This window comes from Nonomuraea sp. NPDC049624 (assembly GCF_040675255.1).
Taxonomy (GTDB): Bacteria; Actinomycetota; Actinomycetes; order Streptosporangiales; family Streptosporangiaceae; genus Nonomuraea.
Map to the genome: position 1 here is coordinate 1,195,141 of NZ_JBFAOR010000001.1, position 23,472 is coordinate 1,218,612.

Annotated in this window: 21 protein-coding genes; 6 read left to right on the forward strand and 15 right to left on the reverse strand. The window is 73.0% G+C overall.

Annotation, left to right across the window (positions count from 1 at the left end; translation table 11 throughout):
- Positions 1-30: 30 nt before the first annotated feature.
- From AB0J76_RS06170 to AB0J76_RS06200, 7 genes are all read right to left on the reverse strand, one after another.
- Positions 31-1,209 carry an ABC transporter permease gene (locus AB0J76_RS06170; protein WP_352320651.1) on the reverse strand — a complete coding sequence of 393 codons (1,179 nt, stop codon included), beginning with the start codon at positions 1,207-1,209 and terminating at the stop codon, positions 31-33.
- Complete coding sequence (locus AB0J76_RS06175) at positions 1,209-1,895, reverse strand: ABC transporter ATP-binding protein (RefSeq protein ID WP_352320649.1); 687 nt, start codon at positions 1,893-1,895, stop codon at positions 1,209-1,211. Before AB0J76_RS06175 ends, AB0J76_RS06170 begins: the two co-directional genes overlap by 1 nt.
- The gene (locus AB0J76_RS06180) at positions 1,888-3,648 is read right to left on the reverse strand and encodes a peptidoglycan-binding protein (RefSeq protein WP_352320647.1); all 1,761 of its coding nucleotides are present in this window, start codon (positions 3,646-3,648) and stop codon (positions 1,888-1,890) included. Before AB0J76_RS06180 ends, AB0J76_RS06175 begins: the two co-directional genes overlap by 8 nt.
- Positions 3,649-3,655: 7 nt before the next feature.
- On the reverse strand, positions 3,656-4,540 hold the full coding sequence (locus tag AB0J76_RS06185; protein ID WP_352320645.1) for a hypothetical protein: 885 nt from the start codon (positions 4,538-4,540) through the stop codon (positions 3,656-3,658).
- Between the two features lie 33 nt (positions 4,541-4,573).
- Positions 4,574-5,479, reverse strand: a complete 906-nt coding sequence (locus tag AB0J76_RS06190) for a hypothetical protein (RefSeq protein WP_352320644.1) — start codon at positions 5,477-5,479, stop codon at positions 4,574-4,576.
- A complete protein-coding gene (locus AB0J76_RS06195) occupies positions 5,476-5,799 on the reverse strand; it encodes a PadR family transcriptional regulator (RefSeq protein WP_352320643.1) in 324 nt (107 codons plus the stop codon). Before AB0J76_RS06195 ends, AB0J76_RS06190 begins: the two co-directional genes overlap by 4 nt.
- A gap of 75 nt (positions 5,800-5,874) precedes the next feature.
- Entirely contained in the window at positions 5,875-8,403 is a 2,529-nt protein-coding gene (locus AB0J76_RS06200) for a glycoside hydrolase family 9 protein (protein WP_352320641.1), read from the reverse strand.
- 185 nt (positions 8,404-8,588) lie between these two features.
- Here AB0J76_RS06200 and AB0J76_RS06205 point away from each other — a divergent pair, with 185 nt between their 5' ends.
- Positions 8,589-9,794 (forward strand): helix-turn-helix domain-containing protein, encoded by a 1,206-nt coding sequence (locus AB0J76_RS06205; RefSeq protein ID WP_352320639.1) that lies wholly within the window; start codon positions 8,589-8,591, stop codon positions 9,792-9,794.
- Between the two features lie 45 nt (positions 9,795-9,839).
- On the opposite strand, the gene AB0J76_RS06210 is transcribed toward AB0J76_RS06205, so the two are convergent.
- Positions 9,840-10,694, reverse strand: a complete 855-nt coding sequence (locus tag AB0J76_RS06210; RefSeq protein ID WP_352320637.1) for an SGNH/GDSL hydrolase family protein — start codon at positions 10,692-10,694, stop codon at positions 9,840-9,842.
- Between the two features lie 108 nt (positions 10,695-10,802).
- Positions 10,803-11,933: an alkaline phosphatase PhoX gene (locus tag AB0J76_RS06215; RefSeq protein WP_352320724.1), complete on the reverse strand. Its 1,131-nt coding sequence runs from the start codon at positions 11,931-11,933 to the stop codon at positions 10,803-10,805.
- Between the two features lie 229 nt (positions 11,934-12,162).
- Between AB0J76_RS06215 and AB0J76_RS06220 the strand changes: the two genes are divergently transcribed.
- Complete coding sequence (locus AB0J76_RS06220) at positions 12,163-14,133, forward strand: hypothetical protein (RefSeq protein ID WP_352320635.1); 1,971 nt, start codon at positions 12,163-12,165, stop codon at positions 14,131-14,133.
- On the opposite strand, the gene AB0J76_RS06225 is transcribed toward AB0J76_RS06220, so the two are convergent.
- From AB0J76_RS06225 to AB0J76_RS06240, 4 genes are all read right to left on the reverse strand, one after another.
- The gene (locus AB0J76_RS06225; protein ID WP_352320633.1) at positions 14,123-14,731 is read right to left on the reverse strand and encodes a GNAT family N-acetyltransferase; all 609 of its coding nucleotides are present in this window, start codon (positions 14,729-14,731) and stop codon (positions 14,123-14,125) included. The genes AB0J76_RS06220 and AB0J76_RS06225 overlap by 11 nt on opposite strands.
- Entirely contained in the window at positions 14,728-16,212 is a 1,485-nt protein-coding gene (locus AB0J76_RS06230; RefSeq protein WP_352320632.1) for an APC family permease, read from the reverse strand. Before AB0J76_RS06230 ends, AB0J76_RS06225 begins: the two co-directional genes overlap by 4 nt.
- Before the next feature lie 55 nt (positions 16,213-16,267).
- Complete coding sequence (locus AB0J76_RS06235; RefSeq protein ID WP_352320630.1) at positions 16,268-16,900, reverse strand: GPP34 family phosphoprotein; 633 nt, start codon at positions 16,898-16,900, stop codon at positions 16,268-16,270.
- Positions 16,901-17,101: 201 nt separating this feature from the next.
- The gene (locus AB0J76_RS06240) at positions 17,102-17,611 is read right to left on the reverse strand and encodes a hypothetical protein (protein WP_352320628.1); all 510 of its coding nucleotides are present in this window, start codon (positions 17,609-17,611) and stop codon (positions 17,102-17,104) included.
- A gap of 223 nt (positions 17,612-17,834) precedes the next feature.
- On the opposite strand from AB0J76_RS06240, the gene AB0J76_RS06245 reads away from it, so the two are divergent.
- Complete coding sequence (locus AB0J76_RS06245) at positions 17,835-19,454, forward strand: carbamoyltransferase C-terminal domain-containing protein (protein ID WP_352320626.1); 1,620 nt, start codon at positions 17,835-17,837, stop codon at positions 19,452-19,454.
- Position 19,455: 1 nt separating this feature from the next.
- On the forward strand, positions 19,456-20,250 hold the full coding sequence (locus AB0J76_RS06250; RefSeq protein ID WP_352320624.1) for an N-acetylmuramoyl-L-alanine amidase: 795 nt from the start codon (positions 19,456-19,458) through the stop codon (positions 20,248-20,250).
- Here the strand turns inward: AB0J76_RS06250 and AB0J76_RS06255 are convergent.
- Positions 20,247-20,876: a TetR/AcrR family transcriptional regulator gene (locus tag AB0J76_RS06255; protein WP_352320623.1), complete on the reverse strand. Its 630-nt coding sequence runs from the start codon at positions 20,874-20,876 to the stop codon at positions 20,247-20,249. The two genes, AB0J76_RS06250 and AB0J76_RS06255, sit on opposite strands and share 4 nt — an antisense overlap.
- A gap of 100 nt (positions 20,877-20,976) precedes the next feature.
- On the opposite strand from AB0J76_RS06255, the gene AB0J76_RS06260 reads away from it, so the two are divergent.
- Positions 20,977-22,077 carry a serine hydrolase domain-containing protein gene (locus AB0J76_RS06260; protein WP_352320622.1) on the forward strand — a complete coding sequence of 367 codons (1,101 nt, stop codon included), beginning with the start codon at positions 20,977-20,979 and terminating at the stop codon, positions 22,075-22,077.
- Positions 22,078-22,109: 32 nt separating this feature from the next.
- Here AB0J76_RS06260 and AB0J76_RS06265 read toward each other — a convergent pair whose 3' ends face one another.
- Positions 22,110-22,295, reverse strand: a complete 186-nt coding sequence (locus AB0J76_RS06265; RefSeq protein WP_352320620.1) for a hypothetical protein — start codon at positions 22,293-22,295, stop codon at positions 22,110-22,112.
- 197 nt (positions 22,296-22,492) lie between these two features.
- Here AB0J76_RS06265 and AB0J76_RS06270 point away from each other — a divergent pair, with 197 nt between their 5' ends.
- Positions 22,493-23,452 (forward strand): nitronate monooxygenase, encoded by a 960-nt coding sequence (locus tag AB0J76_RS06270; protein ID WP_364388937.1) that lies wholly within the window; start codon positions 22,493-22,495, stop codon positions 23,450-23,452.
- The last annotated feature ends 20 nt before the right edge of the window (positions 23,453-23,472 follow it).

Genomic DNA, 23,472 nt, shown 5'->3' on the forward strand with positions numbered 1-23,472 from the left:
ATGTCGGGCACATCATAAGTGGCGGGACCGCTATCGCAGAGAGTCCACCGGCTGCATCTTCGCCGCCCGCAGCGCCGGATAGAGCCCGGCCAGCAACCCCACCACCGCCCCGGCCACCGGCGCGGCCAGCGCCAGCCGCGCGTCGAGGAGCGGCGTCCACTCCCTGGCGGCCGAGACGGCTACGACGGCGACCACGCCGAGGCTCGTGCCGATCACGCCGCCGGCCAGCCCGACCAGCGTCGACTCCAGCAGGAACTGGGCGGCCACGTGCCGCCGCGCCGCGCCGAGCGCCCGCCGCAGCCCGATCTCGGGCACCCGTTCCATCACCGTGACGAGCGTGACGTTGGCGATGCCGACCGCGCCCACGACGAGCGAGACCAGGCCGAGGATCAGGAACAGCGCGTTGACGTCGTCCTGGGCGGCGTCGCGGGCCCGGGTGGGGCCGGCCGGCGCGACAACCTGGAGCAGGTCCTCGTTGCCGGGGCTGAGCGCGACCGGCGTCTGGCCCGCGACCAGCGCGGTGGCGCCCAGGCCGGTGTTGACCAGCACTCTGGTGACCGTCCGCAGCCCGAACCGGGCCCCGGCGGTCGGCGGCACGAACACGGCCGCGCCCAGGTCGCGCTCCCGGCGCAGCCCGCCGAGCACGCCGATCACCGTGTACGCGTGTCTGCCGATGAAGACCGCGGGTGCCCCGTCGAGCCGGGTGATCCCGAGCAGCCGGGCGGCCTGGTCGCCGAGCACGGCCACCCGGTCGCCGCGCCGGACGTGCCCGGCGTCGTAGAACCTGCCGTGCAGCATCGTGCCGCGCAGGGCCCCGGGAAGGCCGGTGGTCGCGGCGACCACCGGCAGCGACTGCGTGGTGATGCGCGCCGGATCGACGATGTCGTTGGAGCGCACGGACAGGTTGGCGGTGTCCTCGCTCTCCGACAGCGCGGCGGCCGACTCCACGCCGCGCAGCCTGGTCAGCCGGTCGACGGCGTCCCAGGTCACCAGGGGCGCCTTCGGCGAGGCGGGCACCTCGACGGTGATGGCCGTGGCCACCAGCGCGTCGAAGTGGCCCACGACCTGGTTGCCCGCGGTGGCGGCCACGCCGAGCGTCACGACGAGGGTGGTGATGCCGAGCACGGTGCCGAGCGTGGTGAGCGCCGTGCGCAGCGGCCGGGCCAGCAGGCCGGCGACGGCCTCGCCGGCCAGGTCGCGCAGGTCCATCACTCCTCCACCAGGACGCCGTCGGTGATCCGCACCCGCCGCTCGGCGCGCGCGCCGACCTCCTGCTCGTGCGTGATGACGACGATGGTCAGGCCCTGCCGCCGCAGCTCGTCGAACAGGTCGAGCACCGCCTCGGTGTTGCGGCTGTCGAGGTTGCCGGTCGGCTCGTCGCACAGCAGCAGCGACGGGGAGCCCATGAGGGCCCTGGCGATGGCCGTGCGCTGACGTTCGCCCCCGGACAGCCGGCCGGGCGCGAACGCCGTACGGTGTCCGAGGCCGACGCGGTCGAGCGCCGCCAGGGCCCGCTCCCGCCTGCCCTTGCGCGGCCGCCGGGTGTAGAGCTCGGCGAGCATCACGTTCTCCACCACGGTGCGGTGGGCGAGCAGGTGGAAGGACTGGAAGACGAAGCCGATCCGCTCGCCGCGCAACCTGGTCCTGACGCCGTCGGGGAGCGTGGTGGTCTCGGCGCCGTCGAGGCGGTAGCTGCCGGAGTCGGGCCGGTCGAGCAGGCCCAGCACGTTGAGCAGCGTGGACTTGCCGGAGCCGGACGGCCCCATGACGGCCACGTGGTCGCCGCGGCCCACCCGCAGCGAGACGGCGTCCAGCGCGCGGACCGGCGGCTGCGCGGCGTACCGCCGGCACACCCCCGTCAGCTCGATGACCGGCTCGGCCCCCCGCTCAGGCATCGCCGACCACCACCCGGTCGCCCTCCTTGAGCGCGCCGGTGACCTCGACGTTCCCGTCGGCGGACAGGCCCGTGCGGACCTCGACGTCCCTGGTGCGGTCGGCGGCGTACTCGACGCGTACGCGGGCCCGGCCGTCGGCCGAGGTGATCACGGCCGCCACGGGCACCACGAGGACCGGGTCCTTCGTCGCCCCCACGGTGATCCGCGCCGTCACCGCGGTCCCGGCCTTGAGCCCCTTGGCCGGGCCCGGCGTGATCAGGACGGGCTGTCCCCCGCCTTCGACCGCCGCGGAGCCCGGCACCTTCGCCTTGTCGCCCACGGCGGTCAGCCGGGCCGGGTACGACCGGCCGGTGTCCAGCTCGACCGTCGCCGGCATGCCCGCGCGCAGCAGCTCCGACTCCGCCGCCTCGACCGACGCCGTGACCGCGAACGACGAGCTCGTCACGGTGGCGACCTCGCCCTCGACGCGCTGCCCCGCCTTGACCGACACCTTGCGAACGCGGGCCGGCAGCTTCGGCAGGAACACCACCTCGCCGGGCGGGATCGAGACCCCGTACGTGCGGGAGTACTCGGCCAGCATCTCCTCGGCCGCCGCCACGTCCGCCCGCGCGCCGGTCACCTTGAGCCGGGCGGGGGAGAGCTGCCTGGCCTGGCGCAGCGCCTGCTCGGCGGTCGCCAGCGTCTCCTGGGCGGTGCGCACGGCCGCGCGCAGCTGCTCGATCCGGGCCGCGCGGGTCTGCCCGGCCTCCTTGACGATCAGGTCGCGGGCCTCCTGGGCGGCCGACAGGTCGGCGCGGGCGTTGGCCACCCGCAGCTCCAGCAGCCGCGTGTCGGCGGGCGAGGCCGTGGGCTGGAGAGCGGCCGTGCCGGTGGGCGCGGGGGTGCCGGTGGCGGCCGCCGTTGGTGCGCTCGTGGGCGCGGTCGTGGGCCGGGTGCGGGCGGCTTCCAGGGCCTGCTCGGCCTCCAGCAGCCGCTCCTCGGCCGCCCGCACCGCCGAGTCGGCGGCCGACAGCCGGGCCTCGTCGGCCGGCGGCAGCTCCTCGGACCGGGCCTCGGCCAGGGCGCGGCGGGCCGCCGTGAGCCCGGTCCTGGCGTTCTTCAGCCTGAGCTTGAGCGGGAGCACGTCACGTCCCCGGTCGAGCGCCTGTTTCTCGGCCGCCAGGGTCTCCTTGGCGGTCCGTACGGCCTTGCGCAGGGTCTCGTAGGTCTGCCGGTCGGCGAGGGCGGGCCGCTGGGCCTGGTATCCCTTGGCCGCGTAGAGCCGGGTGAGCGCGGCGACCGTGGCCGGGTCGAAGACGCCGGTGGCCGGCGCGCGGTGCCCCAGCCTGCGCAGCGCCCGCTGCACCTGGGCGACGTCGTCGCCCTCGCTGCCCGGGGTGATCGTGCGGTGCATCGGCACCGAGCCGCGCAGGACGAACACCGGCCGGCCGTTGACCTCCATCAGCACCCCGCCCTCGGCGATCCGGCCGGGACGCGGCGCCCTGGTGGCCCGCTGCAGCTCGGACGCGCCGCCGACGGCCCCGGCCAGGCCGACCGGCAGCGGCGAGCCGTATTCGAGGGTGCCGTTGACCACGAGGGTGCTGACGAGCCTGCGGCGCTCGACGGCGGCGGTCACGAGGGAGGGCTTGGGCGCGGCGCGCCTGGCCGCCTCATCGGCGGGGGAGCGCAGCCGGGTGCCCACCACCCATCCGGCGCCGGCGACGATCAGGACGCCGGCGATCACGACGGCGAGGAGCCTGCGTGGGGATCTCATGGGCTTGTCAGAAGGCGAACTGGTCGTTGATCTTCTGTTCGAGCGCCGCCTCCTTCGGCACGTACGTCGCGTAGAAGTCCTTGCCGCACTCCAGGTCGTCGAGCGCGGCCTTGATCTCCTTGGCGAGGTACGGCTTGGCCGCCTCGGGGGTGAGCTCCGGCATGATGAACGACCCCGACGTTCTCTTCTCGTCGTCGGGAAGGTTCTTCTGCTGTGCGCGGCCCAGCTTGTCCTGCTGCCGTCCGAACTCCTCGTCGCCGCGCAGGTTCATGGCCGTCGGCTTGGTGTCGGTGACCGAGTAGCCCTTGCCCTTGAGGCAGGTGGCCATGGGACCGGTCAGCTCCACCAGTCGGGGGTCGCCGTCGAGCTCGGCGGCCTTCGCCCGTTTGCGGGCGAGGCCCAGCTGGTTGTAATAGTCCATGCGCGACTTCAGGGTGAGGCCGAGGGCCTGCTTGCCGGCCGTGACCATGCAGACGTTGATGGCCTTGTTGTAGGCGTCGTTCTGGGCGGGGGAGAGGTCCTCCTGGATCTTTACGTTGGGGTCCATCTCGGCCTGGGCGTCCGGTCCCTCCGTGGGGTAGACGTGGATGGCGAACCTGCCGAATCCGTATTTAGCGCGATATTTCCGCATCGCCTGGTAGTCGCCGGAGTTGCGCTTACGCGTGTCCTCGCTCTTGTCCTCGGGCTTCACGTACGGCACGTATTTGAAGCCCTTCTGCTTCATGCAGTCGGCCTTGGCCGCCTCGAACTGGTGCTTCTTGTCCTTGGCGGCGGCGGCCCGCGACGGCTGGGCGGTCTCGGCGCCGCCGGTCGGCTCGGCGGCGCCCCCGCAGCCGCAGAGCACGGCCGCCGAGAGCGACATGGCGATGGCCAGGCGGGATCTCTTGAGCATGGCGGAGACCATACTCCGTTCCACGAAGTATGGTCAATCCAGGCAGTGCCGCCGCTGACGGAAGGGCGCGAAGGCGGCCCCCATGATCAGCAGCGCGAGCACCCCCCAGTAGGCCAGGTGCTGCCGGGTCAGGGCCTCGGAGTGCAGCACCAGCTCGCCCGACGTCGTCGCCAGGTAGATCGCCGCCGCCAGCGTCCACCGGTGGTCGCGGGCCAGGTAGGCGCTCCCCGCCGCCAGCCCGAACGCCACCGCCTCCACGACCAGCCTGCTCAGGCTGAGCGGGAACGACGTGGAGTCCTCCATCCACTCGGGGCCGGCCCACGCCGCCGCCACGGCCGCCGCCCACCACCACCACGACCTCGTGCGCGGCGCCCGCCGCAGCACGAGCAGGCCGGTCAACGCCACCGCGTAGGTGCCCGCCACCAGGTAGGGGTCGCTGTCCATGAACAACGGCCGGACCTGGAGGAACGTCGGATAGACCGGTAACAGCGTCGTGTCGAACGGCTGCCACCACCCGCCGGCCAGCGCCACCGCCTTGGCCCCGGTGAGCAGGGTCAGCGCCGCCGCCGTGCGCAGCCACCCGCGAGCGGTCGCCAGCAGCGTGAGCGCCGACAGCAGCGTCCAGAGCGGCAGCGTGCCGGCGTAGGGCAGCAGCGCGGCCAGGTTCGCCGCCGCGACGGCGGTGACGGCGAGGTGCACGCCGTCCGCCCACGGGCTGCCGGTCGCCAGGTGGACGATCCGGCTGCGCACCCCGCCCCTGAGCAGCCCCCACGCCTCGCGCGGCACCGGGACGCGCCGCCCCGGCTCGGCCGATTCGAGCAGCACGTCGAGCAGCTCGTCACCATGGGCCGCGCGGTACGTCCTGGGATAGGCGAGCAGGAGCCTGCGGTAACGCCGTTCGAGCGCGGACGCGGCTCGCGCGGACCCGACGGCCGTCATCCGGCCGACGGCCGCAGGACGAGCGAGGCGGCCGCCTGCATGCGTCTCGCCTCCGCCTCCACCAGCGCCCGGCCCTCGTCGGTGATCCGGAAGTAGCGCCGGTTGCGCCCGTTGACCGTCTCCTCACGGTCGACGGTGATGACGCCCCGCTCGTTGAGGCGTTCCAGGATGCCGTAGAGCGTGCCGACGGAGGGCTGCACCCGGCCGCCGGACAGCTCCTTGACCGACTTGCTGATCGCGTGGCCGTGCAGCGGGCCGGCGCGCAGCGCGGCGAGCACGAAGTACATCGGCTCGCTGACTTCTGAGGTTCCCCTGGGCATGGGGGAGACAGTATTCCGTTCAACGGAGTGTGGGCAACGCGGGCGGACCCCCGCAAGGGCCGCCCGCGTCGCGCGTCACCGGCAGCGGTCGCCGTCGAGGCGGAAGACCTCCGGGGCGGGATTGGGCCCCGAGGCGTGCGTGCCGACGAAACCGAACGTCACGGACCCGCCGGGCCTGATCCGGCCGTTGTAGCCGAGGTTCCGCGCCGTCACCACCGCTCCGGACTGGACGAGCTCGGCCCCCCAGCCTTCCTTGATCCGCTGGCCGCCGGGGAACGACCAGCTCAGGGTCCAGCCGTTCACGCTCTCCTTGCCGGTGTTCTCGATCACGATCTGGCTGGTGAAGCCGCCGGGCCACGAGCCGTGCGCCGAGTAGCGCACCCGGCAGGCGGCCTGCTCGCCCTTGTCCGCCAGGAACGCCGAGACCCACGCCAGCGGCGAGTTCCAGTTGATGGTCAGCTCGTTGGTGGACCAGGACTCGATGTCGTCGACGTAGCAGAACTGGGGCTTGCAGCCGCGCAGCAGCCGCTGGGCGACCGGGTCCTGGATGGCCGAGTTGGGGCCGCCGGCCAGCGAGCCGCGCGGCGGGCGGGGCAGCGCGTGGTCGAGCTGGTGGGCGTACCAGCGGCTGTGCTGGTTCTGGGCGGAGACCTCGCCGTAGCCGGTGACGTAGGAGATGTTGAGCGCGTTGCGGCCGAGCAGGTAGTCCATGCCCTCCCGGACGGCGGCCCGGTACTTCTCCTCGCCGGTCAGGTCGTAGGCGGTGGCCAGGACGACCAGGTTGTTGAGTACCAGGTTGTTGGAGCCCCAGTCGAAGTCCGCCGGCGCGTACGGCAGCCCGTACGGGTGCGCCCGCTGCACCGCCAGGTACTTGTCCGCCCCCTCGACGACCGACTGCCGCACCTTGTCCCGGCCCGGCAGCGCGTTGGGCACGGTCGCCAGGCCCAGCCGGCCGAGCTGGGCGGTGTTGCCCCAGTCGAAGCCGCGCTCGCGCCAGATGTCGCCGGTGTGGTGCGGCGAGGCCAGCACGAAGTCCGCGAACTCCTTCTCGCCCGTCGTCAGGTAGAGCTCGGCCGCCGCCCAGTAGAACTCGTCGGTCACGTCCGCGTCGTCGTAGGCGCCGCCGCCCACGCCGTCGGCGGGGTCGGCGTACCGGGCCGGGTTCGCCTTCGCCGCCGCCCACGCCTTGCGCGCCGCCTTGAGGTTCCTGGCCGAGAACGCCGGGTCGTAGGGCGCGAACAGCCGGGCCGCCTGCGCCGCCGTCGCGGCCAGATTGAGCGTCGCGGCTGTGGACGGCGGGTGCAGCTCGCGCTTCTGCGGGTCGAGGTGCGGCAGCAGCGGCAGGCCGGTCCAGTTCTGGTCGTGCACCTTGTGGTGGGCCATCCCCGCGTACGGCTTGCCGTCCGGCACCTGCATGCTCAGGATGAACTCCTGCTCCCAGCGGGCCTCGTCCAGCACGTCCGGGACGCCGTTGCCGCTCTCGGGGATCTCGAGCTGGCCGTCGGTGAAGGCGGCCCGGTCGCGTTCGTAGGCCGCCATGAGCTGGTGGACCGCGATGCCGCCGTTGACCACGTACTTCCCGTGGTCGCCGGCGTCGTACCAGCCGCCCTTGACGTTCAGGGTGTAGTCACAGCCGCCCGCCTGGCAGGGCACGGCCGTGTCGCCCTGGTTGGGGGACGTGCCCGCGTGGCCGGCCGGGCGTCCGTAGCCGGGGCGCAGGCTGTCGAGGATCTCGATGCCGCTGCGCTGGGTGTAGTAGAACTTCAGCGCGTCCGTGGGGAGGGAGTCGTACACGTCGGCGTCGATGTCGAACGGCCTGCTGGTCTCGCCGTCGGCGGTCAGCGTGTAGCCCTCGCCGGGCTTGGCGTAGGCGCTGAAGTCGATGGTGTGCACGTTCTGGCCCGAGCTGGCGTCCAGGCCCTTGGGGGCGGTACGTCCGTTCGCGACCGTTTCGTGTGCCGCGTTGCGCAGCTCCCAGTCCAGGGGCGTGGTGGCGTCGGTGACCAGGGTGGCCTTCTTCGGGCCCGAGGGCAGGTAGCCGACCATGTTCACCCGGACGCGCGGGCCCGTGTCCGGCTCGTAGACCTCGGGTTCGGCGCCGCCCTTCAGCGACACGTCGTCCATGCAGAACCTCCAGGGCTCGGCGCTGCCGCCCAGCTGGAACGCCACCTGGGCGTTCGGCAGCGAGACCGGGGCGGTGAAGGTGTAGGAGTAGTCGTTCCCCGAGACGCTCAGCTCCGGGGCGGCCGACAGGTACTGCGTCCACGGGTCCACGGGGAGCTGGATCAGGGCCTTGCCGACCTTGGCGGGGGTGGCGGAGGCCGAGAACCTGTAGGCGTAGGTGTCGCCGGCGACCAGCGGGACGCCGTCCTGGCCGATGATGACGTCCCAGGGGTTGGCGGTGCCGCCGGGGACGTCGGCGCACAGCCTGCCGGCGTCGATCGTCAGGGTGGTGTTGCCGGTGCTCCACCAGGGGGCGGTGCCGGCGTCGAAGGTGCCGTTCACGATCTGCTCGGGTCCCTCGTCGGCGGCGCGGGCGGACGCGGCGGGGGACAGGGCGACCATGGTGAGGAGGGCCAGCAGCGCGGCCCGGCATCGGGTCATGGAGGTCCTTCGGGGGGTTGGGAGCGCTCCCAATGGAGCGCTCCCGATCCTCCTTGCCCACTGCCGCCCCGTCAACGGATGCCCGCCATCGGTGCTGGAAGACGCTGAAACTTTCACGCCCCGGCCCGGACCGGGGCTGTCGGCCGCCCTTCACTGACGGCTCATGTTCTGGGAGGGTTTCGAACGTGGTCCCTGCCCTCACCCTGGCCGGGTGCGCCGCGCACGAGTTGCTCGAACGCCAGACCGCCAAGCTGGCCAGGCAGCTCGTCCGCGGCTTCGCCGAGGAGATCCCCCTCTACCGGCGGCTGCCGAAGGAGGAGCTCGACGGCGAGATCACCGTCATCACCGAGCACAACCTGCGGCTGATCGCCCGCATGTTCCGCGACCGCCGCCCGCCCACCAGGGCCGAGCTGGCCCCGCTGCGCTCGTCGGCGGCCCGCCGGGCCCAGGAGGGCGTGCCGCTGGAGGCCCTGCTGGCCGCCTACCACCTGGGCGCGCGCAAGGTGTGGGAGCACCTGTTCGCCGCGGCCACGCCCGCCGACTTCGAGGACGTGCTGACGGCCAACCGCCTCATCCTCCTCTACACGGAGTCGGTGACGGCCGCCGTGTGCACCGCGTACCTGGAGGAGCGCGAGGGGATGCTCAGCCACGAGCAGCACGCGCTGCACGCCGCCGTGTCCGCGCTGCTCGGCGGCGACCGGGCGGCCCTGGCCGGGGTGCGGCTGGCCCCGCGCTACCTGGTGCTGGCGCTGGCCGTCGGCCGGCATCCCGACGAGGAGAGCGACGAGCCGGGCGGGTCGATCGCGGGCCGCCGCAAGCTCCACCGGATCAGGACGGCGCTCCAGCGGGGCGCGGCCGAGCCGGTGCTGTCGGTGCTGGACACCACGGGCGGCCTGGTGTTCGTGCCGATCACCGGCGAGGACCCCGACTGGTACGAGGTCGGCGAGACGGCCGTCGCGATGGCCAAGGCGGCCGGCGTGCCGGTGTGGGCGGCGGCCGAGATCGCCGCGCCGCCCGGCGTGCCGGAGGCGGTCAAGCTGGCCGAGGAGGTCCTGGAGGTGGTGCGGGTCTTCGAGCAGCCGCCGGGCGCCTACCGGCTGGCCGACGTGCTGCTGGAGTACCAGCTCACCCGGCCGACCCAGGCCACCGCCGTGCTCGCCGGGCTGCTCGACCCGCTGCTCGACAACCCCGACCTGCTCAGGACGCTCACGGTCTACCTGGACACCGGCCTCGACCGCCGCCGTACGGCCGAGCTGCTGCACGTGCACCCCAACACGGTCGACTACCGCCTGCGCAGGGCCGTCAGCCTGACCGGCCTCGACCCCGTGGACCCGGCCCACCTGCAACGCATCGGCGCCGCGCTCGCCGCCAGACGCCGGCACCGCAAGTGAACGGGAGCCGCCCCCGGCAGGGACGGCTCCCGTGATCTCAAGCGGTCAGACCGCTGACACCGCGGCGGTCACCACGGTGGCGAAGTTCCGCATCCCGAGGCCGTTGGGGTGGAACGGGGCGGCGGGCGAGGCCGGCACGTACGGCTCGATCCAGCGCACGCCGGGGGCCTTGCACGGGTCGTGGCCCACGCTCGGCGTCTGCAGGTCGACGAACGACACGCCCGCGGCGGCGGCCTGCTCGGCCAGCATCCGGTTGAAGTACTGGAGCGTGGCGCGGATGTAGTTGGCGTCGGCCTTGATGATCGGGACGGTCGGGTAGCAGCCGTTCGGCGGCGCGTAGGTGGCGTAGCCGACCATGAAGATCCGGGCGCGCGGGGCGCGGGCGCGGATGTCGGTCACCAGCGTGGTCAGCTTGGGCCGCAGCGCGTCGGTCTTGACCCGCCAGGAGTCCTGGCCGTCGACGACGTAGTCGTCGTTGCAGGCGTCGCCGACGGGCGGGGGCAGCAGGTTGAGGCAGTCCTCGATGAAGCCGGTCAGGCCGACGTCGTTGGCGCCGATCTGCACCGTGACCAGGGTGGTGTCCGAGCTGAGCGCGTCGAGCTGGGGCGCTACGCTGCCGAGGTCGGTGCTCTGGGAGTTGTACATGTCGCGGGTCTTGGCGCCGGAGCAGGTGACGTCCCTGAAGGTGGCGGCGCCGATGGCCTGGGCGGTCAGGTGGGCGTAGTTGTGGTCGGAACGCCAGCACCCGAGGTCGGGCACGACCTGGTTGGGCACCAGGGGACCCGACGCGGCGGAGTCGCCGAGCGCCACGTACACCTCGCCCTGGGCGGCGTGTGCGGGCGGCGCGACGCCGAGCGCCAGGGCGGTCGCGGAGAGCAGGACGAGCAACCGTCGGACCATGGAGGACTCCTTCGGCGGAGGTGGGGGGTGCGATGGCCGTGCCGGTCAGCGGTCCCGGTGAGGGAGGGCGGGCCGGTCAGCGGCTCGGGTGGGGTGAAGCCGTGCTGGTCAGCGGCGGAAGGGCCCGGTCACCTCGTACGTGATCCCCCCGGTCCCGGCGGTCTCGCCGCTGGTGCCGCGCTGGGAGGAGAAGTAGAGCCGGGTGCCGTCGGGGGAGAACGCGGGGCCGGTGATCTCCGACTTGGCCTGGCCGTCCAGGCGCATGACGGGGGCGACCACGCCGTCGGGGGTGATGATGTTGATCTCCATGTTGCCGCCGTCCTCGGCCACGTACAGGTCGCCGGACGGGCGGCCGGTGATGTTGTCGACGCCGTCGAGGGTGCCGCCGCCCTCGTAGATCGCGGTGACCGTCTGCCTGGCGGTGTCGTAGGCCCAGACCTTGCGGTCGCCCTTGGCGGTGAAGTAGCAGATCCCGGCGGCGTAGTGGCAGCCCTCGCCGCCGCTGAAGTGGCGGGCCGCCGAGACCTGGTGCCTGGTCTGGGTGTCGAAGACGCCGGGCGTCGCGTCGGGCACGGGCCGCCACTCGACGTCGTCGCCGCCGAGTCCGCAGAGCACGTCGAGCCGGCCGCTGGACAGGTCGCCCCAGGTGGTGGGGGTGAACCGGTAGAAGCAGCCGTCGCCCTCGTCCTCGGTCAGGTAGACGACCTTGTGGTCGGGGTCGCAGGCCGCGGCCTCGTGCTTGAACTTGCCCATCGCGGGACGCTGCTGGGCGGAGCGGTTGCCGTACGGGTCGGTCTCGTAGACCTTGCCGCGGAAGATCTCCTCGCACGACAGCCAGGTGCCCCACGGGGTCGCGCCGCCCGCGCAGTTGAGGTTCGTGCCGCTCAGGATCCGGTACGCCCGGTCGATCGAGCCGTCGGCCCTGAACCTGATCGCCGAGGCCCCGCCCACGAGCGGCACCTCGGAGTTGGACACGTAGATCCAGCCGGAGCCGTCGGCGAAGCACGCGCCGCCGTCAGGAGCGGGGTGCCACAGCGTGCCGCCGACGACCCGGCCCGACCTGGCCACCACCCGGCTGGTGAAACCGGCGGGCAGCGCCATGCCGTTGGCGTCCGGGGCGCCGAGCGGCCCGTACGGGCTCACGCCCGCGCCCGCCGCGGAGGCGACGGCGTCGTGCCACATCGCCCCGGAGAACGCGACCGCCGCGGAGACGGTCCTGATGAACGTACGACGGCGCATCATCACTCCACGTGGCTCGCGTCGTTCGAGGTCGTTTGAATTCGCAGACATGACGATGAGCCCTGCTCGTCCTTCTGTGAACTGGACAGGGCGGTAAATCCGGACGGTCAAATCTGTGACGCCTCACAAATCTGGGCGGCATTCCGTGAAGCCGATTGACGGCGGCCCCGGCGCGATCCACCATGGCCCGAACCCCCGGCCTCGATCAGCCCCCGAGGTGCCCGTGCGCGTGCTTCCCCGTCTCCTCACCGCCCTCGCCCTGGCCTGCGCGACGCTCGCGGCCCCGCCGGCGTCACCGGCCTCGGCGGTCCCGCAACCGTCCGGCTGCGACCCGATCGACCCGGCGGCCTGCCTGCTGCCGTTCCCGAACGACTGGTTCACCGTCGCCGACCGGGGCACCGACACGGGCCGCCGGGTGGCCTTCGCGGCCGAATCCATGCCGGTCTCGGTCGCCGGCGTGCCGATCGAGCCCGCCGAGTGGAACAGGAACGACGGCTTCTCGCCGGGCTCGATGCTGCTGGCCAGGGTGCCGGGCCTCGACCTGGCCAGGACGGGCGCCGCGCCGATCACCGACATCGGCAGGTCGCTGGACCGGGACGCGCCCGTCGTGCTGCTGGACACCGTGACCGGGGAGCGGTGGCCGTACTGGGCCGAGCTCGACGCGAACGCGCCAGCCGGCCGCCAGGCCCTGATCGTCCGCCCGGCCCGCAACCTGAGCGAGGGCCACCGGTACGCCGTCGCCCTGCGCGACCTTCGCGACGCCGCCGGCGCCCCGATCCCGCCGAGCCCCGCCTTCGCCGCGGTCGCCGGGCCGCCCCTGCCGCCGGACCACGAGCTGCACGACCGCCAGCGCCGCCTCCAGCCCGCGCTGTCCGCGCTGCGCCGCGCCGGCGTCGGCACCCGCGGCCTCTACCTGGCCTGGGACTTCACCGTCGCCAGCGCGCGCGGCCTGGCCGGTCCCGCGCTGGCCATGCGCGACGACGCCCTGCGCACGCTGCGCGGCCGCGCGCCCGCCTTCGAGGTCACCTCGGTCACCGACCTCACCCCCGAGCAGGACGCCCAGATCGCCCGCCGGGTCGAGGGCACCTTCCGGGTGCCGAGCTACCTCGACCGGCCCGGCGGCCCGCCCGGGTCGGCGCTCAACCGCGGCCCCGACGGCCTGCCGGCCCGCCTGCCCGGCAACGAGCAGGTGGCGCCCTTCCGCTGCGAGATCCCCCGCGTCGCCTTCGACCGCCCCGCCCGGCCCTCCCTGTACGGCCACGGCCTGCTCGGCAGGCACTCCGAGGTGGGCGCGTCGAACGTGAAGACCATGGCGCAGGAGCACGGCTTCCTCTTCTGCGCCACCAAGTGGATCGGCATGGCCGACGAGGACATCCCGAACGTCGTCTCCGTCTTCACCGACATCTCCCGGTTCGGCACGATCCCGGACCGCACGTTGCAGGGGTTCCTCGACTTCATGTTCCTGGGCCGCGCCATGACAGCCCCCGACGGCTTCGCCGCGCACCCCGCCTTCCGCACCGCCCGCGGCCGCCCGCTGATCGACCTGCGCCACGGCCTGGTGTACGACGGCAACAGCCAGGGCGGCATCCTGGGCGGCGCGCTGGTCGCGCTGTCGAAGGACATCGAGCGCGGCGTGCTCGGCGTGACCGGCATGAACTACAGCACCCTGTTCAACCGCAGCGCCGACGCCGCCCCCTTCCAGGCCGCCTTCGACCGGGCCTACCCCGACAAGCTGGACCAGCAGATCGTCCTGGCGCTCATGCAGATGTCGTGGGACCGCGGCGAGGCCGACGGCTACGCCGCCCACCTGACCGACCGCCCCTACCCGGGGACGCCCCGGCACCGGGTGCTCATGCACGTGGCCTTCGGCGACCACCAGGTGGCCACGGTCACCGCCGAGGTCGAGGCCCGGACCGTCGGCGCCCGGCTGCTGACCCCGGCCCTCGCCCCGGGACGCAGCCCGGACGCCGTGCCGTTCTGGGGCATCCTCGGCATCCGCGGCCGGGCCCATCCCGGCTCGGCCCTGGTGATGTGGGACAGCGGCGCCCCCGCGCCGCCGCTCACCAACACCCCGCCCACGCAGGGCGAGGACCCGCACGAGAAGCCGCGCAGGACCCCGGCCGCCCAGCTGCAGAAGTCGGTGTTCCTCAAGACCGGCGTGGTCGCCGACGTCTGCGAGGGGCCCTGCGTCACCCAGTGAGGCCGGGCCGCCACATGGGCCAGAACAGGGCGCCGTCGGGCAGCGCGAACGGCTCCTCGGCGTGGTAGCCGTGCCTGGCGTACAGGTCGCGGCTGCGGGCGCTGCTGGCCTCCAGGTAGGCGGGCGCGCCGTCCAGCAGGGCGTGGTGGCGGCGCAGCAGCGCCGATCCGAGGCCCCGGCCCTGGTGGTCCGGGTGCACGGCCAGGAACGCCAGGTGGTGGTACGGCGGCTCCGGGTGGTGCCGTTCGAACAGCTCGTCCAGCACCCGGAAGCGGTCGGCCCACCTGCCGGTGGCGGCGGCCAGGCGGCGGTCGTAGTCGGGCGGCTCGGGCAGCGGCGCGTCGGCGGTGTGCCGCAGCCAGACCGCGACCGCGCGGCCCTCGTCGAGCAGGTCCACCTCGCCGTGCTCGATGGCGTGCGAGACGAGGATCAGGAAGTCGGCCACCATGATCTCGTGCCGCCCGGCCGGCTCGGGCACCAGGTACGACACGGCGGGCAGCCGCGCGAACGCGGTCGCGATCAGCTCGGCGACCGCGCCGGCGTCCTCGGGCGTCGCCCGGCGGACGTCGTGCGCCGCCACGTCCTGGGCGCGCCTCAACGGACGGCCTCCGGCGTGGCGGCGGCCTTGGCGCCCATGCCCACCAGCGAGTACACGCTCGGCTGTCCCGCGCGCAGGACCAGCGCCCAGCCCACGCCGAACAGGGCGGCCGCCGCGTACACGACCGGCAGGATCCAGGCCAGCGGATCGCCCTCGGGCACCCCGAGCAGCGTCGCGAAGTTGTCCAGCGCCAGCCACACCATCACCGCCAGCGCCAGCGCGGCGGGCACCGGGGCCAGGAACCGCCGCGCGAGGCTCTCGCCGCTCGGCTGCCGGGCGAAGAAGGCGACGATCGCGATCGAGGTCACGAACACCAGCAGCAGCACCCCGAACCCGCCGAACGAGCCGCCGTAGAAGAAGAGCTGCACCAGCGGGTCGAGCCCCAGGACGGCGTAGACCACGATGACGACCAGCCCGAGCACGGTCTGCGCGATCGAGCCCGACCGGGGCGCGCCGCTGCGCGGCCGGGTGCGGCCGAAGAAGGCGGGCAGCACCCGCTCGCGGCCGAGCGCGAAGAAGTACCGGGCGGTGGTGTTGTGGAAGGAGATCATGGCGGCGAACACGCTGGTGACGAAGAGCACCCGGGCGATGTCCACGACCGCGCCGCCGAGGTGCTGGTTCGCGATGACGAAGATCGTCTCGGCCTGGTCGCGGCGGGCGGCGGCCACGATGTCGGCCGGTCCCGTGGCGACCGTCATCGCCCACGACGACAGCGCGTACAGCCCCGCGATGATCGCCACCGACGCGTACGTGGCCAGCGGCACGGTCCGCCGCGGATCCCGGCTCTCCTCCGAGAACACCACCGAGGACTCGAACCCGACGAACCCGAGCGTCGCGATGACCAGCAGCGCCCCCACCCCCGGCACGAACAGCGCCGCAGGCGACAACGTCTCGGCCGAGAACCCCGACCGCGCCGGGTTGACCAGGTCCGCCAGGTCGAACAGCAGGATGACCGCCACCTCGGCGGTGAGCAGGACGGCCAGCAGCCGCCCGTTGACGTCCACCCGCATCAGCCCGAGCACGCCCACCAGCGCCCAGGCGACCAGCGAGATGGCCCACCAGGGCGGCGCGCCGCCGAACCAGCGTTCCAGCAGCGGGGTGGCGGCCGCGCCGAAGGCGCCGTACAGGCCGACCTGGAGGGCGTTGTAGGCGATCAGCGCCACCCAGGCCGCCGCGATGCCCGCCGGACGGCCGAGCCCCCGGCTGATGTAGGTGTAGAACGCGCCGGCGTTGGCCATGTGGCGGGCCATGGCGACGTACCCGACCGCGAACACCGCCAGCACCGCGCCCACGACCAGGAACGCGATCGGCAGCCCGGTGATGCCGGTGACGGCGTAGCCGGTGGTGATCACACCGGCGACGACGGTGAGCGGCGCGGCGGCCGACAGGACGAAGTAGACGACCGAGGGCGCGCCGAGCCGGTCGGCGGCCAGGGCGCCGGCGATCGGGTCGGGCGCGGCGCCGGATCTCGCGGAGGGCATCGCGTTCCTTTCTGGGGGGTTCAGGTGCGGTGTGGCCGGGCCGGTGGTCCGGGGCTCACGTCCGGTAGGTCAGGACGGCGTCGCCGACGGCCGCGCTCACCTGGCGGCCGAGGTCGCTGAGCGGCTGGGGCATCGCGGCCAGCACCGTGGTCAGGTACTGGTGGGCGCCGCGCCGGTCGGCCGGGTCCTCGACGACGACGTCGGTCAGGTCGCAGGCCTCGGCCAGCGCCGCCAGCGCCATGTCGTGCGGGGTCAGCGGCTGCCACTTCACCAGCGCGAGCCGCAGCCGGGCGGAGGGCCACATGGCCCGGTTGAAGTCGGTGGAGAAATAGCGGAATTGTTTACGCTTGAGCAGCCTCGGGGTTTCGCGTTCGAGCAGTCCATTACCCATCAACCGGGCGGTGACTTCGGTGACCGAGCGTTGTGCGAGGTAGGCCAGCCAGGTGCGCACGTCGGTGTGCTGCGGGGAATTGCCTATTTCGGTCAGCACCTTTCCGGTCAGCTCGTCCGGGACCCGGCGGCGGTCGACCACCCGCAGCCGGACCCCCTCGACGGTGATCCGCTGCTCCAGCACCAGCTCCGCGAGCAGCGCCCCGGCCAGGCCGAGCGCCACGCCCGGGACGTGCAGCCGAGGCTTGCCCGAGCCCGTCGCGTCCCAGCAGACGAAGAAGAAATCATCGGCAAGCAAAAATCGGCCCGCTCACTATAGGAATTGGTGGATGACCGGTTCGGGAAGCAGCGTGTAGCCGCCAGCGGCAATTTCTACCAAAAACCCGCATCTCCGGGCTAGACCCTATTTATCGGGAAATAAAAAAACACCGGCTTCATGGAGAAGCCGGTGCCGCCCGATCCGGGCCCGTCAACCGATGGTCGCCGGGGTTCCGGATCGTCAGTTCGCGCAGTCCTGCTTGTCGAGGGCCAGGCCCATCTCGTAGATCTTGCCGTTGCGGAGCAGGAAGTAGTAGTGCGCCTTGGCGTTGCCCGGCGCGGCGACGTACGGGAAGCCGCTCGCGGCCGTCCGCAGCTTGGTCGCGTAGGCGCGCTTGAGCTGGACGTTGGTCGAGCCGATGCCGATGCCCTGCGGCGTCTTGACGCCCTTCGGGGCGAAGATGATCGCCACGCCCTGCTTCTTGGAGATGAAGAGGCCGACCGTGTCGCGGCCCGTCCTGTGGGCCTTGAGGTCCCAGCCGGAGCAGGAGGGGGAGTCGAGGCCGGACTTGTGGACGATCTTCCCGGTGGCCTGGGCGGCCTTGGCGCTCATGCCCAGCGTGACCCCGCCGTACCCCTGGGGGCCGAAGGCGGGGGCGGCCAGCGCGGGGGAGGCGGTCCCGGCCAGCGCGACGCCCGCCGCGAGGGCCGCCGTGAGGGTCGCCGCCGCGATGATGTGCTTCGTCGTCATGCAGGGTTTGACTGCGCGCCCGGCGCACAAGTTCGCCCGGTTCGCGGGCGGCTCCGGGCTGACGTGTCCGTTACGCGGTTGAGGGATGGTCTTGTCCCGGGCCCGGGTACTGGTGCCGGTGATCACAGCCCAGGAGGCACCAGAGATGACGGATGTTCCTATCGTTGTCGGCATAAATCGTACTCAGGATGGTTCTGTTGCTGTCGCTGTGGGCGAGTCGGGCATGTACAGCCTGCAGAAGGAGCGCATCACCCGGCGCAGGCACCACTGGGGCCGGCTGGGCGACCTGCCGGACGTGTACCTGCCCGAGATGCCGCTGCTCAAGGAGCCCGTGGACCTCGTGGTCGAGGGATACGCCGCCGACACCGAGATCGAGCACAAGGACGCCTACGAGGAGGAGCTGCGCGAGACGCTGAGCCTCAAGGAGAACGCCCGGCTCGTCCTGGTCTCCCACCATCTCAGCCACCTCTACAGCGCGTTCCCGCCCTCGCCGTTCGACCGGGCGGCGGGCCTGGTGATCGGCGCGCAGGGCAGCCGGGTCAGGGACCTCACCGAGCCGGCCCCGCTGCCGAAGGGCACCCGCGACGACATGTTGGAGGTCGCCTCGTTCTACCGCTGCGAGCGCGGCGGCCCGGTCGAGTGCCTGGCCAAACAGCTCTGGGACGGCGACTGGGCCCGGCCGGCCGGCCTCGGCTGCTTCTACACCCTGCTGACCAGGCTGCTGTGGCCCGAGGGCGAGGGCAACGAGGCCAAGGTCATGGGCCTGGCCCCCTTCGGCGACGCCTACGTGTACGGCCTGCCCGACCTCGACGTGCGCGGCCACGAGGTGTTCATCCCCGAGGAGTGGATCGAGACCTTCGCCCAGCGGGACGCCTACGTCTACGAGCCCGGCGGCGAGCGCTTCTCCCGGGCGGCGGACCTGGCCGCGGCCGGCCAGCGGGTCTTCGAGAACGCCCTCGCCCAGGTGGTCGCCTGGCTGCACGGGCAGACCGGCCTGGACCGGCTGGTCTACGCCGGCGGCGCCGCGCTCAACGCCACGGCCAACGGCCGGATCGTCCGCGAGTCGCCGTTCCGCGAGGTGTTCATCCCGCCGAGCCCGCACGACGGCGGCACCGCCGTGGGCTGCGCCCTGTACGGGCTCATCGAATGCCTCGGCGTCGAGAGCCGCTTCCGCTGGACCGACGACTTCCTCGGCCCCGACCCGGACGAGACCGAGATCGCCGCCGCGGTGCGGAGCCTGCCGGACGGCCTGGTGGCCGAACAGCCGGCGGACCTCGTCGGCGCGACGGTGTCGCTGCTGGAGAGCGGCCGGGTCGTGGGCCTGCACCAGGGCCGCAGCGAGTCGGGCCCGAACGCGCTCGGCAACCGCAGCGTGCTCGCCGACCCGGCCAGGCCGGATATGCAGGACTACGTCAACTTCGAGGTCAAGGGCCGCGAGTGGTTCCGCCCGCTGGCCGCGCTGGTGCTGGCCGAGCACGCCGAGCGCCTGTTCGGCGTCGACCGCCCGGCCCCGTTCCTGCAGTGCGTCGTGGACGTGCGCCCCGAGCACCGCGCGAGCCTGGCGGGCGTGACCCACGTGGACGGCACGGCGCGGATCCAGACCGTGGAGGAGCGGGCCACCCCGTTCCTGCACGCCCTGCTGACCGGGTGGCACGCGGCCACGGGCTCCCCGGTGCTGGTCAACGCCTCGCTCAACGGCCCTGGCGAGCCGCTGACCGAGACGCCGGAGCAGTCGATCGACACCCTGCTCTCGACGAGCCTGCACGCCCTGGTCATGCCGCCGTACCTGATCCGCAAGCGCGAGGAGCCGCCGGTGCCCGGCCTGAACTGGGACCGCGACTAGCATGCGCGTTCACCCAGCCGTCCCCGTGGTGCTGACCGTCCTGGCCACGCTGTCGGCGGCCTGCGGCGGCGGCCCCGTGCGCACCACCCAGGGGGTGGTCGTGACGTCCGCCTCGCCGTCGCAGAGCACGCGGAACGCGCTGGCCGGGAAGGTCGTCGTGCTCGACCCCGGGCACAACGGCGGCAACGCCTCCCATCCCAAGGAGATCAGCCGCCCGGTCGACATCATCACCGGGCGCAAACCCTGCAACACCACCGGCACCCAGACCGCCGCGGGCTACAGCGAGCACGCCTTCACCTGGGACGTCGCGAACCGCCTGAAGCCGCTGCTCGAGGACATGGGCGCCAAGGTGGTGCTGACCAGGCCGGACGACACCGGCGTCGGCCCCTGCATCAACGAGCGGGCGGCCATCGGCAACAAGGCGCGGGCGGACGCCGTCCTGTCCATCCACGCCGACGGCGCGCCGCCGGCGGGCCACGGCTTCCACGTGATCCTGCCGGGCCTGGTGCCCGGGCACAACGACGCGATCATCCAGCCGTCCAGAAGGCTCGGCGTGGCCGTCCGGAACGCCTTCCGCGACGGCACCGGCATGCCGTACGCCACCTACGTCGGCGAGCAGGGCCTGCAGACCCGCACCGACCTGGGCGGGCTCAACCTGTCCACCCGCCCGGCGGTGTTCATCGAGTGCGGCAACATGGCCAATCCGGGCGACGCCGCCAAGATGTCCGACGGCGAGTTCCGCGGGGAGATGGCCGGCTCCCTGGCCGCCGGGCTCAAGCAGTTCCTGACCGGCTAGGCCCCGTAGGCGCGCAGGAAGACCTCGACCGCGGCGTCGGCGAGCCGGTCGAGCTCGGCCTCGGTGTGGTGCTCGCCGCCGCCCGCGAACATGACCTTGTTCACCGGGATCCACAGCAGCAGGCCGACGAAGTGCTCGGCGGCCAGCCGCGGGTCGTCCATGGGACGCAGGCCGTGCCCGGCCAGCCGGCCGAAGGCCGTGGACATGCTCTCCAGCGAACGTTCGAAGCCCTGCTCGTACCAGGTGCGGCCGAGGTCGGGGAAGCGGTCGGCCTCGGCGATGATCAGCCGCCGCAGCCGCAGCACGTCGGGTTGCATGATCGAGGCCAGGAACTCGTGGGCCAGCTTGCGCAGCCCCTTGTCCAGGTCGTCGTCGCCCGCCAGCGACTCGGTGATCAGCTTGGCCAGGCCCTCGATCTGCGCCGTGGTGTCGAGGATGATCGTGGTGAAGAGCTGTTCCTTGTCGCTGAAGTGCTTGTAGACGGTCTGTTTCGAGACCGCGGCGATCGAGGCCACCTCGTCCATGCTCGCGCCCACGTAGCCGTTGCGCAGGAACACCGCGCGCGCGGCGTCCAGGATCTGCCTGCGCTTGCGGGCCGTCCGGCCGTCCTCGTCGGTCAACGTCACGCCACCTTTTCGATCATGAGTTCGCATAGTACTGGACAGTTCCGTACCGATGTGAGTACTGTACCGTCCAGTTCCCGAAACGAACAGGAGTGACGACCTCATGAGCGACCTTCAGCAGCAGGTGCAGCAGACCGCCGACAAGCTGGTCGAGTCAGGCGCCGAGCGCGGGTTGCAGGTGGCCGTCTACCGCGACGGCGTGCAGATCGTGGACGTGGTGGCGGGCGTGGCCGACCCGGAGACCGGCCGTCCGGTCACCTCCGACACCCCGTTCTACAACTTCTCCATCGGCAAGGGCGCGACCTCGACGGTCGCCCACATGCTGGCCGAGCGCGGCCTGTACGACTACGACACCCCGGTCGCCGACCTGTGGCCGGAGTTCGCCAGGAACGGCAAGGGCGGCGTGACCGTCCGCCACGTGCTGACCCACACGGCCGGCGTGCCCGGCGTGCCGCTCGACACCACGCCTGAGGACGTCTGCGACTGGGACAAGATGGTCGCCGCCCTGGAGAACGCCGAGCTGTGGTGGGAGCCGGGCACGAAGATGGGCTACCACGCCTACACCTTCGGCTTCCTCGTCGGCGAGATCGTCCGCAGGGTCACCGGCAAGCGCATCTCGCAGGTGCTGCTGGAGGAGGTCTCCGGCCCGCTGGGCGTGGCCCGCGAGCTCTACTTCGGCATGCCGCCGGCCGAGCAGCACCGCCTGGCCCGGCTGGAGGACGAGCCGATGGACCCGTCGGCGTTCGGGGACCTGCCGGCCGACCTGCCGATGTTCAAGGCCGGGCCGATGGAGCTGATGCCCAATGCCGCCCTCGGCAGCAGGCCCGACTACCTGACCGCCGACATCCCGGCCGGCGGCAAGACCTCGGCCAGGGCCATCGCGCGCATGTACGCCGCCCTGCTCGGCGAGGTGGACGGCGTGCAACTGATCTCGCCGGAGCGGCTGCGCGAGGCGACCACGGTGGCCTACAGCGGCCCGGACGAGGTCTTCGGCATGCCCTCGACGTGGGGGCTCGGCTTCACCATCGGGCTTCCCGGCGGCTCGCCGCAGGAGAGCGCGACGGCGTTCGGCATCGGCGGGGCGGGCGGCAGCTACGCGTGGGCCGACACCGCGACCGGCACCGCCGTCGCCCTCACCAAGAACCGCCTCACCAACGACTTCGCCGCCGTCGGCGAACTGGCCGCCCTGGTCGCCCGGTCCTGAGGGCGCGGGGGGCTCACCGCCTCCGCGGCGGCTCAGCCGTCGCGGCACAGGGGCCGGCCGCCGACCACGCAGGCGATGCCGTCGAGGTCGCAGCTCAGCAGGGTGCCGTCCATGCCGAGCACGAGCACGAGATCGCTCCTCGACCGGTGGGCCAGCATGATCCGGCCGACGACACCGTTGTCCAAGACCACGGTCGGGCGGCTCGCAGCGCTGTCCATGTCCTGGCGACTCCTCTCGGGTTCACAACAGGCCACGCGCCGGACCCGTCCCCACCAGGATGCACAGCCTCCGCCTCCGGCGCATCGGTCATCCGGCTCTACTTTCGTACGGATCCTGCGTTGTCGCCCTCCCGCCATGCTCGCGGGAGGCGTGGTGCGAGACTGGCAGCGGCAGGCGACGTGCGAAGGAGGCCGGCGTGCGGACGTGGTTGACCGAGCGGTTCGGGCTGACGGTGCCCCTGGTGGGCGCGCCCATGGCCGGAGTGGGCGCGGGCCGGCTGGCCGCCGCCGTCTCCGCGGCCGGCGCGCTCGGCGTGATAGGGCTGTCCTCCGCCGCCCCCGCCTCCTGGATCGAGGCCGAGGCCGCCGTCGCCGCCGGGAGCGGGCGGCCGTACGGGATCGGGCTCATGGCCTGGGCGCTGCCCGGCAACCCGGCCCAGTTCGAGGCCGTGCTCGCGGCCCGGCCGCGGCTGGTCTCGGTGAGCTTCGGGCCGTACGAGCGGTACGTGGAGGAGCTGCGGCAGGCCGGCATCACGGTCGTCACGCAGGCGGGCACCACCGACGAGGCCCGCGCCGCCGAGCAGGCCGGCGTCGACGCGGTCGTGGCGCGCGGGGCCGAGGCGGGCGGCCACGGCCGGGCCGACGTCGGAACGCTGCCGCTGCTCCAGAGCGTGCTCGACGCCGTCCGCGTCCCGGTGCTGGCGGCGGGCGGCATCGCCACCGCGCGCGGGCTGGCCGCCGTGCTGGCGGCCGGGGCCGCGGGCGCGTGGGCCGGCACGGCGTTCATGGGCTGCGCGGAGACGGCCCTGCCGGAGACGGCGGCGGCCCGCGTGCTGGCCGCCGCCGAGACCGACACCGCCTACGGCCGCGTCTTCGACGTGGCCCAGCGCCTCGACTGGCCGGCCGAGTACGGCGGCCGGGCCCTGCGCAACCCGTTCTTCGACCGCTGGGCCGGGCACGAGGAGGAGCTGGCGGCCGACGAGGAGGCCGCGGCGCGGATCGCCGCCGCCCGCCGCGACGGCGACTTCGACACCGCCTGCATCTACGCGGGCCAGGCCGTCGGGATGGTGCGCGAACGGCGCACGGCCGCCGACGTGGTGGCCGGCTTCGCCGAGGCGGACGCGCTGCTGCGCCGCTTCGCCCCGCCCGGTGGATGACGCCCACCCTGGCCTGATGC

Bases quoted from the DNA above. Each gene is read 5' to 3' on its own strand.
- AB0J76_RS06250 (WP_352320624.1), top strand. From the start codon at position 19,456: ATGCGCGTTCACCCAGCCGTCCCCGTGGTGCTGACCGTCCTGGCCACG.
- AB0J76_RS06180 (WP_352320647.1), bottom strand. From the start codon at position 3,648: ATGAGATCCCCACGCAGGCTCCTCGCCGTCGTGATCGCCGGCGTCCTG.
- AB0J76_RS06245 (WP_352320626.1), top strand. From the start codon at position 17,835: ATGTACAGCCTGCAGAAGGAGCGCATCACCCGGCGCAGGCACCACTGG.
- AB0J76_RS06265 (WP_352320620.1), bottom strand. From the start codon at position 22,295: ATGGACAGCGCTGCGAGCCGCCCGACCGTGGTCTTGGACAACGGTGTC.
- AB0J76_RS06260 (WP_352320622.1), top strand. From the start codon at position 20,977: ATGAGCGACCTTCAGCAGCAGGTGCAGCAGACCGCCGACAAGCTGGTC.
- AB0J76_RS06170 (WP_352320651.1), bottom strand. From the start codon at position 1,209: ATGGACCTGCGCGACCTGGCCGGCGAGGCCGTCGCCGGCCTGCTGGCC.
- AB0J76_RS06230 (WP_352320632.1), bottom strand. From the start codon at position 16,212: ATGCCCTCCGCGAGATCCGGCGCCGCGCCCGACCCGATCGCCGGCGCC.
- AB0J76_RS06185 (WP_352320645.1), bottom strand. From the start codon at position 4,540: ATGCTCAAGAGATCCCGCCTGGCCATCGCCATGTCGCTCTCGGCGGCC.
- AB0J76_RS06190 (WP_352320644.1), bottom strand. From the start codon at position 5,479: ATGACGGCCGTCGGGTCCGCGCGAGCCGCGTCCGCGCTCGAACGGCGT.
- AB0J76_RS06200 (WP_352320641.1), bottom strand. From the start codon at position 8,403: ATGACCCGATGCCGGGCCGCGCTGCTGGCCCTCCTCACCATGGTCGCC.
- AB0J76_RS06175 (WP_352320649.1), bottom strand. From the start codon at position 1,895: ATGCCTGAGCGGGGGGCCGAGCCGGTCATCGAGCTGACGGGGGTGTGC.
- AB0J76_RS06195 (WP_352320643.1), bottom strand. From the start codon at position 5,799: ATGCCCAGGGGAACCTCAGAAGTCAGCGAGCCGATGTACTTCGTGCTC.
- AB0J76_RS06215 (WP_352320724.1), bottom strand. From the start codon at position 11,933: ATGCGCCGTCGTACGTTCATCAGGACCGTCTCCGCGGCGGTCGCGTTC.
- AB0J76_RS06210 (WP_352320637.1), bottom strand. From the start codon at position 10,694: ATGGTCCGACGGTTGCTCGTCCTGCTCTCCGCGACCGCCCTGGCGCTC.
- AB0J76_RS06240 (WP_352320628.1), bottom strand. From the start codon at position 17,611: ATGACGACGAAGCACATCATCGCGGCGGCGACCCTCACGGCGGCCCTC.